Below are 16,117 nucleotides of genomic sequence, written 5' to 3' on the forward strand. Positions count from 1 at the left end.
CTTTTATTTTCAACTGCTTATTATTCAACATTACAGCAACGGGTTGAATAAATAAAACACGCTTTCTAAAAAGCGTTGTACTCGACCTCGTTGTCGCCATTGAGTGAGGCATACTTTATGCGAATGAGCGATATAAGATAACTGTAATTGATAAAGTTCAGCAATAAAAGGTGACTGATCAATCAGTAATGTCACTTCGAAATTGAGCCAAAAACTGCGTTTATCTAAATTAACCGTACCCACCAAACATAGCTCATTATCGACAAGAATACTTTTGGTGTGCAGTAAGCCATGTTGGTATTGATATATTTCCACACCACAAACCAGCAATTCCTCAAAAAAACCCTTGCAGGCATAATCGACCATACGAGAGTCATTCTTCGCTGGCAGAATAATTTGTACTTTCACACCGCGGGCACTGGCGGTTTTAAGCGCCGCTTGCAGCGCTTCATCAGGGACAAAGTAAGGCGTAGTTAAAATAAGTGACTTTTGCGCCGAATAAATCGCCGAAACCAATACTTGATGGATATTATCATCATCCACATAAGGGCCTGATGGGATCACTTGCACATGACTGTTCTCATCAAATACAGGGCTTTCCTTACATTTAACCAGCATGTTTTTAACTAAGCTTTCACCGGTTTCCATCTCCCAGTCAAATTCCAGCAGTGAACCGGTAATCGGAATAATTGGACCTTGCATGCGGATCATAATATCAACCCACTCACCCACCCCAGCATCTTGCTTAAACACATGAGGATCAACCAAATTCATACTACCGGTATAACCAACATGGCTATCAATGGCGATAAGCTTACGGTGCATACGTAAATCTTGGCGATGAAAGAATATCCGCATCGGGCCGACAGGCAATACTTCAATAAGGTGAATGCCTGCCTGCTTAAACTGCTTCGGCCAACGGCTTTTAAAAAATGGTGAACTGCCAACAGAATCAAGCATGACGCGACAGTCAATACCACGTTTAGCGGCATTAATCAGTGCCAGAGCCACCTGATCAGCTTTACCGCCAACCGCCCATATATAAAACTCGAAGTAGACAACTTGGGTTGCGGCGTTAATATCGGCGATTATCTGCTCAAGAATACCGTGCGGACTGGTTAATAACATCAGTTGATTACCGGTTACCGCCGGCATTTTAAAACGCCCATAAATCAACTCACGCAATGACGTGACTAAACTTCTATTATCCTCATCATAAGGCACCAGATACGGCGCAGCACATTGATTAATCTGTTGGGTAAAAGGATCAAACATCGTTTCAGCTCTTTGTACCCGTTTTTTACCCAGGTACAGTTCACCAAAAATCAGATAAATAATCACCCCAGCAAACGGTAACGTGTAAATCACCGATAACCAGGCCAGTGAGATACTAGCTGAACGTCGTTTAGTGATCACCCGCAATGATACTAATATAATGATCACCGCATGCAGAAAAACCAGCAGTAAGGTCATAAAATTAGTAAACGAATCCCATTTATCCATCTTGATTTTCAATCCAGGTCTTCAGACGATTAACATCATGCTGATATTCAGTATTTATTTGTTCAACCCAATCATCGATGTTTTCCCACCAGGTTGGTTGCTCTGGTGACTGGGCTAATTGTGATACCTGTTGAATACGTATCAGTCCAATCGATCCTGCCGCCCCCTTAATCTTATGCGCTTCATCAACAATCGCATCTTGATCTCGCGCGGTTAAATTCGTATTCAATAAGGTTAAATAATGTGGCATGGTTTGTTCAAATAAAAGCACACTTTGTAGTAATAGATCTTTGCCTAAGGTATCCAGATATTGTTGTAATAAATCAACATCAAGATATTCATCGAGCATTTTTTGTTCATCAGTAAGTTCATCAACAGCATAATTCAGATGAGGTTCCGTCCCCTGTCCTACAGGGCTAAATAAACGACTGAGAACCCCAGTTACGGCATTGATCGAGAGAGGTTTACTGATCGCATCATCCATACCTTTATCAATATACTCTTGGCGATTATTAATGACATTAGCCGTTAACGCGACAACTGGCGGTAACTCCAGGGTGTTATTTTCACGTAAGGTTTTAATCACGTCAAAACCCGACATATCCGGTAAATTAATGTCTAAGAAGATTAAATCATAACGATTATTCTCTGCCATTTCGATAGCACAGTGACCATCGACAGCAACGTCAACACTATGACCGAGTTTATTTAAAATAGCGGTACACACAGTGACATTCAGTTCGATATCTTCAACAAGTAATATAGACAGTTTAGTTTGCTCACTTTCCGCCATATCACCCTGTTGCAAACTTTCCACGCCATCGACATCAAACTCAATCGTGAAGCAAGACCCCTTACCTAATTCACTGCTGACCCAGATATCACCGCCCATCGCGGTCATTAAACTTTTAGCTACCGACAAGCCAATACCGGTACCAGTTGCACGTTTACTGCCTTGCTCCTGATAATACATCGCGAATATCTTATCTTGCCCTTCCGCTGAAATACCAATACCAGTATCTTCAACCTCAAAGGTCAAACCAATTCTATTATCGTCTTCTTCACTGGTAAATACCCGAATACTAACTTCACCAGAATCGGTAAATTTCACCGCATTAGACACCAAATTCCATAACACTTGACGTAATCGAGTGCCATCAGCATTAATAAAATCGGGGATATCACCAAATACATCAAACGCTAATACCAACCCCTTTTGTTCCGCTTGTAACAGCGCTAAGGTTTTAATGTCATTAAGGAAGCTTCTGAACTCAATCGGTTGATTAACGATCTCAAACTTACGTCGATCAAATTTATCTAAATCAATAATATCGTTAAAGATATTACCCATTGTTTGGGCGCTAACATAAATGGTATTTAAATGCTGACGCTGCTCTTCACTGAGTGAACCATCAAGTAAGATCCGGCTTAAACCAACAACACCATTTAACGGAGTACGTAATTCGTGGCTAATCGTTGAAATGAAAGTAGTTTTATCACGACTGGCTTTTTCTAATGCATTTTGGTATTTCTTACGTTCGGTAATATCACGGCCATAACCGAGTACCCCGATATATTCATTTCGTCGTCCAAAGAAAGGCACTTTACGTAATTCAAAGCAGGCCTTATGACCATCAGGATAAGTTAGCCATTGTTCGTAGGTTTCTGATAACTGAGTGCTTAATACGGCTTTATCGGTTGCCGCAAATTTAGCTGCGATCTCGGTATCGTAAACATCAAAAGGGGTTAAACCAATAAGTTCTTTTTCAATTTTACCCGTCAGCGCTTCCATCGCTAAGTTACAACCGGAAAATTGGCCTTGTTCATTACTGTAATAAACCAAATCTGGCGAGCTATCAATAAATGAACGGACTAACGCAGAGCGTTCTTCCACCACTAATTGTGCCTGCTCACGGTGAAAGACTTCATTCTCTAAATCTTTGAATGCTTGATTTCTATCTGCTTCGGCTTTTTTACGCTCTTCAAACTCAGCATTAAGTTCAATCAGGTTTACTTGTAATTCTTGTTGTAGTTGTAAATCACGTGCACGTACTTCTTGCAGTTTGTAGACCATTTTACTGAGTCGTTTGCGTGAATCTTCGAGTTGCTGGACAACGATAGAAAGGAAAAACACCACCCAAGGCGTAACGATTATCGCGAATAGAATTGCCGCATAGAGAGCGTCAAGTTTAACCTCACCACGTAGAATATAATTAATGCTCGCTTGGATCATGATAGAAAAGAAAATGATCATGGCCGCTGAGAGGATACTGAAACGAATGACACCCAGTTTAGTGAGCATATCAACATAGTACTGAGCCCAAGCTCTGATTTTAATCATGGATTACCCACAGTAATAAAATTATCTAGATAATTAATAATATACGATAGATTATAAGCAAACCACTGATAAATTAAGGTTTTAATAAATCTATGATTTTAATAGAGCAAAATTTAATTCGAGCATGTCATTATCATCCACTTCATCTCGGTAAACACAATACTGATTACGTCCATGCTCCTTAGCAAGGTATAGCGCCTTATCAGCATTTTCGAGTAATTGCGCTGCTGAACTTTCACTTTCCGGGCACATGGTGGCAATACCGATACTTAAGGTGACATGTTTTGCCGCCTTAGAATAAGCATGTTCAATGGCTAAATGTTCGATCGCTGCAAGGATCTTACTAGCAAGACGAATCGCACCTTCTTCATCGGTATTGGGTAAAATAACGGCAAATTCTTCGCCGCCATAACGCGCGACTAAATCTGCTCCCCGGTGTACTTGGCCATCCATCACTTGGGCAATGCGAGTCAACACGGTATCGCCCATGGGGTGACCGTAATTATCATTATACAATTTGAAGCTGTCGACATCGCAAAACAGCAAAGACATCTGCTTAACTTCACTATGATGGGTTGACCAATAATGCTGTAATTTATTATCAAACGTGCGTCGATTGGCGATTTTAGTCAGCTCATCAGTTGAACTCAGCTGATCAAATTTTTCTATAGCCTGCTCAAGTTCATGCTCGATACGCTTACGCTCGGTTAAATCGCGATAAATAATTAAAATACCACTCTCACCATTGGTATTATTCACATAGCGCTGTTTACATACTTCGTACCAACGTGGTTCTTTATCTTCAAGGTGTAATAATCTTTCATAGCGGACTGCTTTACCATCGATTAATAATTGATTCTCTTGCTGTAATAACCACGATTTTTTATCGCGGCTGACCAAGGCTTGCCTATCCATACCAATTAAGTCGCGATGCTCAACACCAACAACCTCACAATAACCTTTATTGGCACCAACATATTTACCATTACCATTCATAAACGCAACGGGATCTGGCGTCGCATTAATAACCGAGTTTAATAAACTATTGTGGCGGCTTAATTCGGCCTCAATACGCAGGTGCTCGCCATTTTCATTCTGCAGGCGTTCATTAAGTTCCATCACTTCCGTTTGGTCATGCGATACCGTTAAGATCGCGACAACTATTTTATCTTCGTCATACAACGGATATTTGATGGTACGTAATAAAATATTATTGTCATCGACAGTACTCCACTCCTCATATTCTTGTATTTCACCGATAAGCACAGACTTTTCGTAAGACTTGATCCGCCCTAGTTTCGACGCACTATAAAAATCGTCTTCAAAATGGCCATTGACTTGATCTACCGATTGGCCAAATTGAGTCGCCCATGATGGTGAACAACTGAGAATGAGACCATCTAATGTTTTGATATGAATAAATGCCGAGTTGGAGGCAAATAAACAATTAATGATTTGCCCATCCATATCCCAAGGTGAAATAGTGGCAGAGTTGCTATCAATCACCAGGGTCGGCGTTGCTGAATCGGTCAGTAAAGATTTATAGGTCGAGAGTTTTCGCGATAGCATTAAAATAACCAGCAGGCTCATCAATAAGACAATCACAACTAGCCAAAACGTTATTTCGAACGTGGTATTTGTTGATAATTCAGTAATGCCCAGCCACCAATTAAATATTGGCTGTATAAAAGATTGGTTATTAAAATCCATTTTTTCGCCTAAGATCCATCTCACACTTAACCGACCATACAACACCAAAATAAGAACACTGTAAAGCTGTTATGATAAAAACTAGCGCCGATAGCCATTTTTGTTTTACATACTTTAGTACCAAGTGGCATAAACCTAATAAATCAATGCATTAAAAATAGATTAAAGCTAAAAAATGGCATAACGGTGGAAACGACGATCCCAACAGAGCTAATAGATTACAAGATGTCATATTGTTAAAATTAAAAACCATATTTTCAATAATCCTCAGTGTTTCGACCAGTTTATTGTCCAATGTCAAAACAAATGGACCATTTACATGAAAAGGTGATAAGTAACTCGGAATACATTTTTAGATTGACCTAAGTGTTAATTCTGGTAAATTTGGCAGGTTAGCCAATTTTCGGCTTTTGGAAACTTTAATGATTTACCTATTTTTATATGTATGTTTTTCCTCTGAGTAGAAGCTCTCGAGGTATACATATTCAGTATTTAGTAAATTGGATGCAAGGGAGAAGTGCAATGTCAGTCTATGACCCGTCGCTGGAAAAAGACAACTGTGGTTTTGGTTTAATCGCCCACCAAGAAGGTGAAGCTAGCCATAAGTTAGTTCGCGTCGCAATATCATCATTAGACCGTATGCAACATAGGGGCGGTATCGCAGCAGATGGAAAAACAGGAGATGGCTGTGGTTTACTCATGCAGAAACCTGATAGTTTTTTCCGTGCTATTGCGATAGAAAATGATTGGAATTTAAGAAGTAATTACGCCGTCGGTATGATTTTCTTAAATCAAGATACCGATAAATCTGCTGCAGCACAGCAAATCATCAAAGAAGAACTCGAACGCGAAACACTGAATGTGGTTGGTTGGCGTGAAGTTCCTCTAGATACTAGCGTGCTTGGCGAAATTGCCATGTCATCACTGCCACAAATCCAACAGGTATTTATTAATGCTCCTGCTGGCTGGGCACCAAAAGATATTGAACGCCGTTTATATTTAACTAAACGTCGTATCGAAAAACGTATTACCGATGACAGCGATTTTTATATTGCCAGCTTATCAAACCTAGTGACTATCTATAAAGGTTTGTGTATGGCCGGCGATCTGCCGAAATTCTTCCTTGATCTTGCCGATCTGCGTATGCAATCTGCAATTTGCTTGTTCCATCAACGATTCTCAACCAATACCTCGCCAAAATGGCCATTAGCCCAACCGTTCCGCTTTATGGCGCACAATGGTGAAATTAATACCATCGAAGGTAACCGAGAATGGGTACGAGCACGTAGCTACAAATTTAGCTCACCACTACTCCCTGACATGCATGATGCAGCGCCGTTTGTTAATACCAAAGGGTCTGATTCATCCGCTATGGATAACATGCTCGAGCTATTTTTAGCCGGTGGTATGGACATTTTCCGTGCTTTCCGTCTGCTCGTTCCGCCAGCATGGCAAAATCATCCAAATATGGATGATGATCTACGCGCATTCTATGACTTCAACTCTATGCATATGGAACCTTGGGATGGCCCAGCGGGTATCGTCCTTAGTGATGGCCGTTATGCTGCCTGTGGTCTAGATCGTAATGGTTTGCGTCCAGCACGTTATGTCCGTACCACTGATGGTTTAATTACTGTTGCCTCGGAAGTTGGTATCTGGGATTACACTGCAGATGAAGTTATCGAAAAAGGTCGTGTCGGTCCAGGTGAACTGCTGGTTATCGATACGCAAACCGGTAAATTATGGACTTCTTGGGATATTGACCAAGAGTTAAAAGGCCGTAATCCTTACCGTGAATGGCTATCAAATAACTCAACGAAATTAACACCGTTCGAAGCGCTGCCTCCAGAAGCAATTGGTACGCGCACGTTTGATGACGAGCAACTAGCAACGTATCAAAAACAATTTGATTACAGCAAAGAAGAACTCGATCAAATTATTCGCGTATTAGGTGAAAATGGTCAAGAAGCCACTGGCTCTATGGGTGATGATACACCGATGGCAGTACTGTCGACGAAAACACGTTCGCTATATGATTATTTCCGCCAGAAGTTTGCGCAAGTAACCAATCCGCCAATAGATCCATTACGTGAAAATCACGTGATGTCACTGGCAACGTGTATTGGTCGTGAACACAATGTATTTAACGAAACACATGGTCATGCTCATCGCGTACTATTTGATTCGCCAGTATTACTTTATTCTGACTTTAAACAAGTTACCGATTTAAGTAATGAATACTATAGAACAGCAACAATTAATCTGTGTTTTGATGGCCAAGCTGAAACCTTAGGTCGTGCAGTAGCACGTATTACAGCTGAAGCGGTTGAACAAGCAGGATCTGGCGCGGTGTTATTAGTCTTAACAGACCGTACACTGGCTAAAGATAATTTACCTATTCCAGCAGCAATGGCTGTCGGTGCGGTGCAAACGGCATTAGTGAATGCAAACTTACGTTGCGATACCAATATTGTGGTTGAAACAGCAAGTGCCCGTGACCCTCATCATTTTGCCGTATTGATTGGTTTTGGTGCGACCGCTATTTACCCGTATCTAGCTTATGAATCACTGCGTAAACAAGTTGAAATTGGCACGATTAAACAAGACATAACAAAAACTTTATTAAACTACCGTAACGGTATTAATAAAGGTCTGTACAAGATCATGTCGAAGATGGGTATTTCTACCATTGCCAGCTATCGTTGTTCACAACTGTTTGAAGCCGTTGGTTTAGCTGATGAAGTGATCGAATTATGCTTTAAAGGCACCAGCAGCCGCATCAAAGGCGCTGACTTTAGCGACTTCCAGATTGATCAACAGAAATTAAGCAAACTAGCATGGACAACACGTAAGCCAACCGCGCAAGGCGGCTTACTTAAATATGTTCATGGTGGCGAGTATCACGCTTATAACCCTGATGTGGTGAGCACGCTACAAAAAGCAGTGCAAAGCGGTGAGTATGCCGATTACCAACAGTATTCAAAAGAAGTAAATGAGCGCCCGGTTTCAAGCCTGCGTGACATGTTACAACTGAAAAAGTCGGAGACACCGATTGCACTTGATGCTGTTGAACATGAAGACAACCTATTTAAACGTTTTGATACCGCAGCCATGTCAATTGGCGCATTAAGTCCTGAAGCGCATGAGTCACTGGCGATTGCGATGAATACCTTAGGTGGTAATTCAAATTCAGGTGAAGGTGGTGAAGATCCACGCCGTTTTGGTACCCTTAAAGTATCAAAAATTAAACAGATCGCTTCAGGTCGTTTCGGTGTCACACCACACTACTTAATGAACGCAGAAATCATTCAAATTAAAGTAGCGCAAGGTGCAAAACCCGGTGAAGGTGGACAACTACCAGGTCACAAGGTTACCGCTGAAATTGCCAAGTTACGTAATTCGGTACAAGGTGTAACACTTATTTCACCGCCACCGCATCACGATATCTATTCAATTGAAGATTTAGCCCAGCTGATTTTTGATATTAAGCAAATCAACCCGACAGTATTAGTATCGGTGAAATTAGTATCAGAACCCGGTGTTGGTACCATTGCCACAGGTGTTGCTAAAGCGTATGCCGATTTAATCACTATTTCTGGTTATGATGGTGGTACTGCTGCAAGTCCGATTACGTCAGTTAAATACGCAGGTAGCCCTTGGGAACTCGGTTTAGCTGAAACCCAGCAAGCACTGGTTGAAAATGGCTTACGTCATCGTGTTCGCTTACAAGTTGATGGCGGTTTAAAAACCGGTTTAGACGTTGTTAAAGGCGCTATTCTAGGTGCAGAAAGCTTTGGTTTTGGTACTGGTCCGATGGTTGCACTAGGGTGTAAATTCCTACGAATTTGTCATCTCAATAACTGCGCGACAGGTGTTGCAACACAAGACGAAAAATTACGTCAAGATCACTTCCATGGTCTTCCGGAAATGGTGATGAACTACTTCAAGTTCATTGCCCAAGAAACCCGTGAAATCATGGCTTCACTTGGCGTAGCTCAGTTAACCGATTTAATTGGTCGCACTGATTTATTAGTCCAGTTAGAAGGCTTAACCGCGAAACAACGTAAGCTTGACTTGTCTGGCATTACCTATAAACCACAGCCAAAAGCAGGCCTAGGTATATATTGCCAAGCAACCAATGAACCGTATGATAAAGCTGAACTTAACGAAGCGTTAATAACCCATTACTTAGAAGCAATCACTGAGAAGACAGGGTTATCAAGTAGCTTCCCAATTAAAAACACCGATCGTTCTGTGGGCGCACGTCTGTCTGGCGAAATCGCTAAACAGCACGGCAACCAAGGTATGGCATCAGACCCTATCACTGTTAACTTTACCGGTACTGCTGGTCAAAGTTTCGGTGTTTGGAATGCGGGCGGCTTGAACCTAAATCTCACTGGCGATGCCAACGATTATGTCGGTAAAGGCATGACTGGTGGCCGTATTATGATCCGTCCTGAACCGGGTTCAGCATTTAAATCAAATGAAGCGGTGATTGCAGGTAATACTTGTTTATACGGCGCAACAGGTGGCGAGTTGTACGCTGCTGGTTTAGCTGGCGAACGTTTTGCCGTCCGTAACTCGGGCGCGAATGCGGTTATCGAAGGTATCGGTGATAACGGTTGTGAATACATGACCGGTGGTATTGTCACTATCCTCGGTAATACTGGCGTTAACTTTGGCGCAGGTATGACCGGTGGTTTTGCTTACATCTACGATGAAGATGGTCAGTTAGCGTCTAAAATTAACTATGAACTTGTTGAAAAACATGCTGTAACGGATTACCCAATGCATGTTGAACATCTCCGCGGTATTATCATTGAACACCTTGCACAAACATGCAGTCAGCATGCGCAAGACCTGCTTAATGTATTCGATACTGTGGTAAATAAATTCTTTATTATCAAGCCTAAATCAGCTGATATTAACGCATTACTTGGCCACAAATCACGCTCTGCTGCAGAGTTACGTGTCCAGGCTCAATAGGAGGGATCATGAGTAATAATGTATTTCAATTTGTCGATGTACAACGCATTGATCCAGTAAAAAAACCGTTAAAGATCCGTAAAGTCGACTTTATCGAGATTTATAAGCCATTTACGTCGAACCAAGCAAAAATGCAAGCGGGTCGCTGTTTAGAATGTGGTAACCCGTACTGTGAATGGAAATGTCCAGTACACAACTACATTCCCAACTGGCTGAAACTCGTTGAAGAAGGTCGTATTATCGAAGCGGCTGAACTTTGTCACGAAACCAACAGCTTGCCTGAAGTTTGTGGTCGAGTTTGTCCACAAGATCGCTTATGCGAAGGTTCTTGTACATTGAATGACGACTTCGGTGCTGTAACTATTGGTAATGTTGAAAAGTACATTACCGATGAAGCCTTTAAACTCGGCTGGCGCCCTGACATGTCGAAAGTGATTCGCAACGATAAAAGAGTGGCGATTATCGGCGCAGGTCCAGCTGGCCTTGCCGCTGCCGATGTCTTAGTCCGTAATGGGGTAACGCCTGTGGTATACGACCGTAATCCAGAAATTGGCGGTCTATTAACCTTTGGTATCCCAGCGTTTAAATTAGATAAAGGCGTGATGAGCCATCGTCGTGAAGTCTTCGCCGAAATGGGCATTGAATTTTGCCTAAACACTGAAATTGGTAGAGATATTCAATTCAGTGAGTTAGTTGCACAATATGATGCTGTTTTTGTTGGCGTAGGGACTTATAAATACATCAATGGTGGTTTTGATAACGGCACTGCGCAAGGTGTTTATGATGCCCTGCCTTACCTGATTGCTAATACCAATAATCAACTCGGCTTTGAAAAGAGTAGCGACGATTTTATCAATTTAAAAGGTAAAACCGTGGTTGTCCTTGGTGGTGGTGATACCGCGATGGACTGTGTACGTACAGCTGTACGTCAAGGTGCAAAGACTGTGTCTTGTGCTTATCGTCGTGATGAAATCAGCATGCCAGGTTCTAAGCGTGAAGTTAAAAACGCCAAAGAAGAAGGCGTGAAATTCTTATGGAATTTACAGCCACTTGATGTCGAAGTCGTTAGCGATAAAGCTGTCGGTGTTAAAATGGTAAAAACCCGTTTAGGCAAGCCAGATGCAAATGGTCGTCGTCGCGCCGAGGAAGTGATTGGTTCTGAACACGTACTCAAAGCCGATGCGGTTATTCAAGCATTTGGTTTCCAACCTGACCCTGCACAATGGTTATTGGATGAAGGTGTCACCACCAATAGCTGGAATGGTATTATTGCCCCAGCCGAAAGTGACTATCCATTCCAAACTGCAAATCCTAAAATATTTGCAGGCGGTGATGCGGTACGAGGTTCAGATTTGGTGGTAACAGCCATTGATGAAGGTCGTCGCGCTGCCGAAGCGATGTTGGATTATTTAGAAGTTTAAAGCGTGTATAAAATGAAGCGTTAAGCAACATTTTTAATTTACTACTAAAGCCTCAACTATCTATTTAAAAACGCTAGCATTAATTAATGCTAGCGTTTTTTTATCGGTAAATTCCGACTATAAAAACGATAATATATTTAATTACTGGTCATTATTTTGTATCATAGCCATCAATTCAAAAGGAAATATGGCGTAAACACCTGATAACAATGAACTCGTTTAATATCTTCACCACAACTAAATCAACATTGATTGTTATTAGTATCGCAGTTAGTTTTTTAAGCACGTTATTTAGCGTGCCAAGCTTTGCTGCGCAAGAAATAATTTTAGGTGACTATATTAAGACACCAGCGCCTAGCACAGCGGATGAATCAACCAGTATTAGCACCAATATTACCGAAAATACCGATGCAGTGACGACCACTGAAAACAGTCAAGAAGTTATACTCGCTGATAGTTTAGGCGTAGACGTAGATTGGCTATGGTTAAAATCCGGTGAATTCTTAATTGGTAACATCGAAGATCTTTATGAAGAAAAAATGGCTTTCGATAGTGATGATCTCGGCGATTTAAAAATTAAGTGGAAAGATATCAGTCGTATTAACAGTCGTCAATTATTCACCGTTCGCACCATTGACGGCAAGATCATTACTGGCACCATCGCGCTTGAAGATGGCATATTGATTATCAGTAATAATCGTCAGCATAAAATCCCCCAAGACGACCTCATGACCCTGATTGCGGGTTTAGAAACCGGCGCCAACATCTGGGAAGGCAAAGTTACCTTCGGGGCTAATCTAAGCTCAGGTAATACCAACAAGCTGGAATATAATACCAACGCTGAGCTTTCTAGGCACACCACAGCATCACGTATCAAAACCTCATATACCGCCATTATCGGTGAAACTAATAATGTGCAGACAGATGAAAACCATCGTTTCTTAGCGACCTACGATGTCTATAGTGACAAAGACCTGTTTTTCCGTCCGCTCGATTTAAGCTTCTATCGCGATCCATTACAAAATGTAAACAGTCGAATCAATCTTGGTATGGGTATCGGCTATCAATTTATTGATGATGGCGACCAAGAGCTAGAAATGAACTTAGGTCCCTCTTATCTGTATACCAAATATGAATATACTGACCCCCAGATCAGTAACAGTGATTCCAGTCTTGCGCTATCCATCACTGTCGATTATGAACGTGAAATACATGACCAAATTGATTTTGAATTAAGTTATAAAATAACCGCCACAGAAGCTGAACTTGGCGGCTATTTGCAAAACACCAAGTTAAACTTTGATATTGAACTCACAGATGTGCTGGATTTCGACATCTCATTTTTCTGGGATAGAGTGAATAATCCTTTACCTGATATTGATGGCAATCCATTAAAGAAAAATGACTTTCGTATTGCTTTTGGCTTAGGTGTTTCTTTTAATTAATACCTTAGCCAAATTGTGCTAGCATGGCATTTTTCGAAACAGATTAGAGACGACGATGAAAATAGGTATTATTGGTGCAATGGAGCAGGAAGTTGAGATCCTGCGTGAGCAACTAGCTAACGTAACAACATTTACCCAAGCGGGTTGCGAATACTACAGCGGCACACTTGCTGGTCATGATGTGATTTTAAGTAAATCAGGTATTGGTAAAGTAGCAGCCGCAGTTGCAACAACGTTACTACTTGAACATTACAAGCCTGATTACATCATCAATACCGGTTCTGCTGGCGGTTACGATAAAACCCTTAAAGTAGGCGATGTGGTGATCTCAAGTGAAGTTCGTCATCACGATGTTGATTTAACTGTATTTGGTTACGAAATGGGTCAATGTGCACAGAAACCTGCTGCCTTTATCCCAGATACTCGTCTTGTCGAAGCAGCGAAAAAAGCCATCTCAGCAGACAGCGAAATCAAAACTATCGAAGGTCTCATTTGTACTGGCGATAGCTTTATGTGTGATCCGAAAAAAGTGGAAGAAGCGCGTATTAACTTCCCTACAATGGCCGCAGTAGAAATGGAAGCGGCAGCAATTGCCCAAACATGTCACCAGTTTGACGTACCGTTTGTGGTGATCCGTTCTCTATCTGATATCGCTGGTAAAGAATCACCAACGTCATTTGAAGAATACCTAGTTGTTGCAGCGAAAAACTCATCAGCTATGGTACTAAACATGCTAAAAGAATTAAAATAGCATGAATTTGGCCATGGATTGGACCAGTATGCAGTCAGTATTTATCTTACTGGCTGCTATCATCATTGCCCGCTTACCACTCTGCCCACCGCGCTATCATCCGACACAACTGTTAAACAACCTTTTTAGTAACATTGCCAACAAAGTAAATAACGCCCAACGTAGCCACCAGCAACAATACATCGCCGGCAGCCTTGCCACGTTAGTTATGCTGGGATTTATCTTAGCTATCGCCGTCGTCATTCAATTTATTGTGATTGAAGCCATCATCTTTGAATTGCTGTTGTTACTGTGTTTATTACAGTGGGAAAAAATCAGTTTACCCGAAATTAATTTAGGCGCGCTCGAGAAACAAACCATCATCAGCCAAATACAGCCGCGCATATTACGTGATTTAGACCAGCTATCCTTGCTCGGATTGCATAAAGCCAGTATCGAAAACCTGTGTTTACGTAATAGCTACCAGTGGTTTGCGGTTATCTTTTGGTACAGCTGCTTGGGTATTTGGCCAGCGATAATTTATCGTGTTATTCAATTGATGGCCCATAACTGGAATAGCAAGCTAGTGGTTAACCATCAATTCGGGCGCCCTGCGGCATCCTTATTGCAGTTATTATCCGCACCAACCCATGTTATACTTGCATGCACATTACGCAGCTTACAGCGCGCGACAAGCCCATTTTCAAATTTAATCCAACAAGCAAAACAATGGCATCACTTTAGCAGCGGTTTGTTATTATCCAGTTTTGCTTACAGCCTCGCGATTCAACTCGGTGGCCCACGCAAATATCAAGGTGTGATGCTGCGCTTTAGTCAACTTGGTCATAGCCAACCAGCACAGCGTAATGATATCCATCGCGCACAACAAAAACTGACCTTGGCAATGGTGGTTTGGTTATGCTTTATCAGTGCTATCTATGTGCTTATTGCGATTAAATAAGCCGGTCATTTATTCAATCTATGTAATACCCTTTTCACCTTTCACTACAATGAGTTTCTATGTTTGTTCCCGCTCGCTTCGTTAGCCTCTTCATCATGACACTATTCGCATTATCAGTGCTGCCACCGCCAGTACAAGCGCAATCATTAGCAGTGCAAGAAAAGTACCCACAGCGCATCGTCTCGCTGTCACCGCATACCACTGAACTGGTTTTTGCGGCAGGTGCTGGCGATAGACTCATCGGTGTCAGTGCGTACTCTGATTACCCCGAAGCGGCCAAAGCATTGCCGATCGTCGCGAGCTCACAACAGATCAACATCGAAACCATACTAGCGCTGAAACCTGACATGATTATTTACTGGCAACAAGGTAACTCTGCCGCAGACATCGAGCAGCTGAAAAAATTTGGCATTCCGGTTTATGCGTCAAAGACCGGCGGATTAGATGATATTGGCACACAAATACAGCGGCTTGGAAAAATGCTCGGCACTGAAGCGATTGCTGAACCCGTTAGCAAAAAATACCGTCAAGCCTTAGCCGCTTTACGTGCTAAATATAAGCACAACCCTACACAGGACTTGTTCTATCAAGTCTGGCCTACCCCATTAATGACGGTAGCTAACGATCCTTGGTTACAACAACAATTTGAGTTATGTGGCTTTAACAATGTGTTTAATGACAGTCCTGTCCCCTACCCTGTTATCAATGTGGAACAAGTATTGGTGAAACAACCTGCAGTGATAATAGCTGGTTCGGTGAATGACGCCGAGTTAGCACAATGGCAAACGTGGCAGAGTATTCCAGCAGTCAAAAACGGCAATATATTTAGGGTTAACCCCGATGTATCACACCGTTTTTCTCCGCGTGTTATTACTGGTATAACAACATTATGCGAAATTGCGTTGCAAGCAAAACAAATAAGAGAGTAATTTAAAAGTCATCATGTTGCGTTAATTCAAACAGCTAACTAAAGTTATTCATAACATTATGAATAACTTTAGTTAATTAAAATTAACTTCG

At 41.7% G+C, this 16,117-nt stretch carries 9 protein-coding genes; 6 read left to right on the forward strand and 3 right to left on the reverse strand.

Features of this window, described 5'->3' with window-relative positions; all coding sequences use genetic code 11:
* Positions 1-30 precede the first annotated feature (30 nt).
* The 3 genes from cls to CXF93_RS01805 form a co-directional block, all read right to left on the reverse strand.
* Entirely contained in the window at positions 31-1,503 is a 1,473-nt protein-coding gene (gene cls / locus CXF93_RS01795) for a cardiolipin synthase (protein WP_101060595.1), read from the reverse strand.
* Positions 1,496-3,844 (reverse strand): aerobic respiration two-component sensor histidine kinase ArcB, encoded by a 2,349-nt coding sequence (arcB, locus tag CXF93_RS01800; RefSeq protein ID WP_101060596.1) that lies wholly within the window; start codon positions 3,842-3,844, stop codon positions 1,496-1,498. The genes cls and arcB overlap by 8 nt, the downstream gene beginning before the upstream one ends.
* A gap of 90 nt (positions 3,845-3,934) precedes the next feature.
* Complete coding sequence (locus CXF93_RS01805) at positions 3,935-5,554, reverse strand: sensor domain-containing diguanylate cyclase (RefSeq protein ID WP_101060597.1); 1,620 nt, start codon at positions 5,552-5,554, stop codon at positions 3,935-3,937.
* A 522-nt stretch (positions 5,555-6,076) separates the two neighbouring features.
* Between CXF93_RS01805 and gltB the strand changes: the two genes are divergently transcribed.
* The 6 genes from gltB to CXF93_RS01835 all read left to right on the forward strand — a co-directional run bounded on the left by gltB (position 6,077) and on the right by CXF93_RS01835 (position 16,026).
* The gene (gene gltB / locus CXF93_RS01810; RefSeq protein WP_101060598.1) at positions 6,077-10,540 is read left to right on the forward strand and encodes a glutamate synthase large subunit; all 4,464 of its coding nucleotides are present in this window, start codon (positions 6,077-6,079) and stop codon (positions 10,538-10,540) included.
* Positions 10,541-10,548: 8 nt separating this feature from the next.
* On the forward strand, positions 10,549-11,961 hold the full coding sequence (locus tag CXF93_RS01815) for an FAD-dependent oxidoreductase (protein ID WP_101060599.1): 1,413 nt from the start codon (positions 10,549-10,551) through the stop codon (positions 11,959-11,961).
* 209 nt (positions 11,962-12,170) lie between these two features.
* Positions 12,171-13,406, forward strand: a complete 1,236-nt coding sequence (locus CXF93_RS01820; RefSeq protein WP_101060600.1) for a YdiY family protein — start codon at positions 12,171-12,173, stop codon at positions 13,404-13,406.
* Between the two features lie 55 nt (positions 13,407-13,461).
* A complete protein-coding gene (gene mtnN, locus CXF93_RS01825; protein ID WP_101060601.1) occupies positions 13,462-14,157 on the forward strand; it encodes a 5'-methylthioadenosine/S-adenosylhomocysteine nucleosidase in 696 nt (231 codons plus the stop codon).
* 13 nt (positions 14,158-14,170) lie between these two features.
* Positions 14,171-15,097 carry a cobalamin biosynthesis protein gene (locus CXF93_RS01830; RefSeq protein ID WP_232784059.1) on the forward strand — a complete coding sequence of 309 codons (927 nt, stop codon included), beginning with the start codon at positions 14,171-14,173 and terminating at the stop codon, positions 15,095-15,097.
* 59 nt (positions 15,098-15,156) lie between these two features.
* Positions 15,157-16,026 (forward strand): cobalamin-binding protein, encoded by an 870-nt coding sequence (locus CXF93_RS01835; protein ID WP_101060603.1) that lies wholly within the window; start codon positions 15,157-15,159, stop codon positions 16,024-16,026.
* The last annotated feature ends 91 nt before the right edge of the window (positions 16,027-16,117 follow it).

The sequence above is a fragment of the Moritella sp. Urea-trap-13 genome (genome assembly GCF_002836355.1).
In the GTDB taxonomy this organism is placed as follows: Bacteria; Pseudomonadota; Gammaproteobacteria; order Enterobacterales; family Moritellaceae; genus Moritella.

What these genes read in the sequence shown, in the direction of transcription:
- CXF93_RS01835 (WP_101060603.1), top strand. Translation starts at nt 15,157, where the DNA reads ATGTTTGTTCCCGCTCGCTTCGTTAGCCTCTTCATCATGACACTATTC.
- CXF93_RS01815 (WP_101060599.1), top strand. Translation starts at nt 10,549, where the DNA reads ATGAGTAATAATGTATTTCAATTTGTCGATGTACAACGCATTGATCCA.
- CXF93_RS01830 (WP_232784059.1), top strand. Translation starts at nt 14,171, where the DNA reads ATGGATTGGACCAGTATGCAGTCAGTATTTATCTTACTGGCTGCTATC.
- mtnN (WP_101060601.1), top strand. Translation starts at nt 13,462, where the DNA reads ATGAAAATAGGTATTATTGGTGCAATGGAGCAGGAAGTTGAGATCCTG.
- arcB (WP_101060596.1), bottom strand. Translation starts at nt 3,844, where the DNA reads ATGATTAAAATCAGAGCTTGGGCTCAGTACTATGTTGATATGCTCACT.
- gltB (WP_101060598.1), top strand. Translation starts at nt 6,077, where the DNA reads ATGTCAGTCTATGACCCGTCGCTGGAAAAAGACAACTGTGGTTTTGGT.
- CXF93_RS01805 (WP_101060597.1), bottom strand. Translation starts at nt 5,554, where the DNA reads ATGGATTTTAATAACCAATCTTTTATACAGCCAATATTTAATTGGTGG.
- cls (WP_101060595.1), bottom strand. Translation starts at nt 1,503, where the DNA reads ATGGATAAATGGGATTCGTTTACTAATTTTATGACCTTACTGCTGGTT.
- CXF93_RS01820 (WP_101060600.1), top strand. Translation starts at nt 12,171, where the DNA reads ATGAACTCGTTTAATATCTTCACCACAACTAAATCAACATTGATTGTT.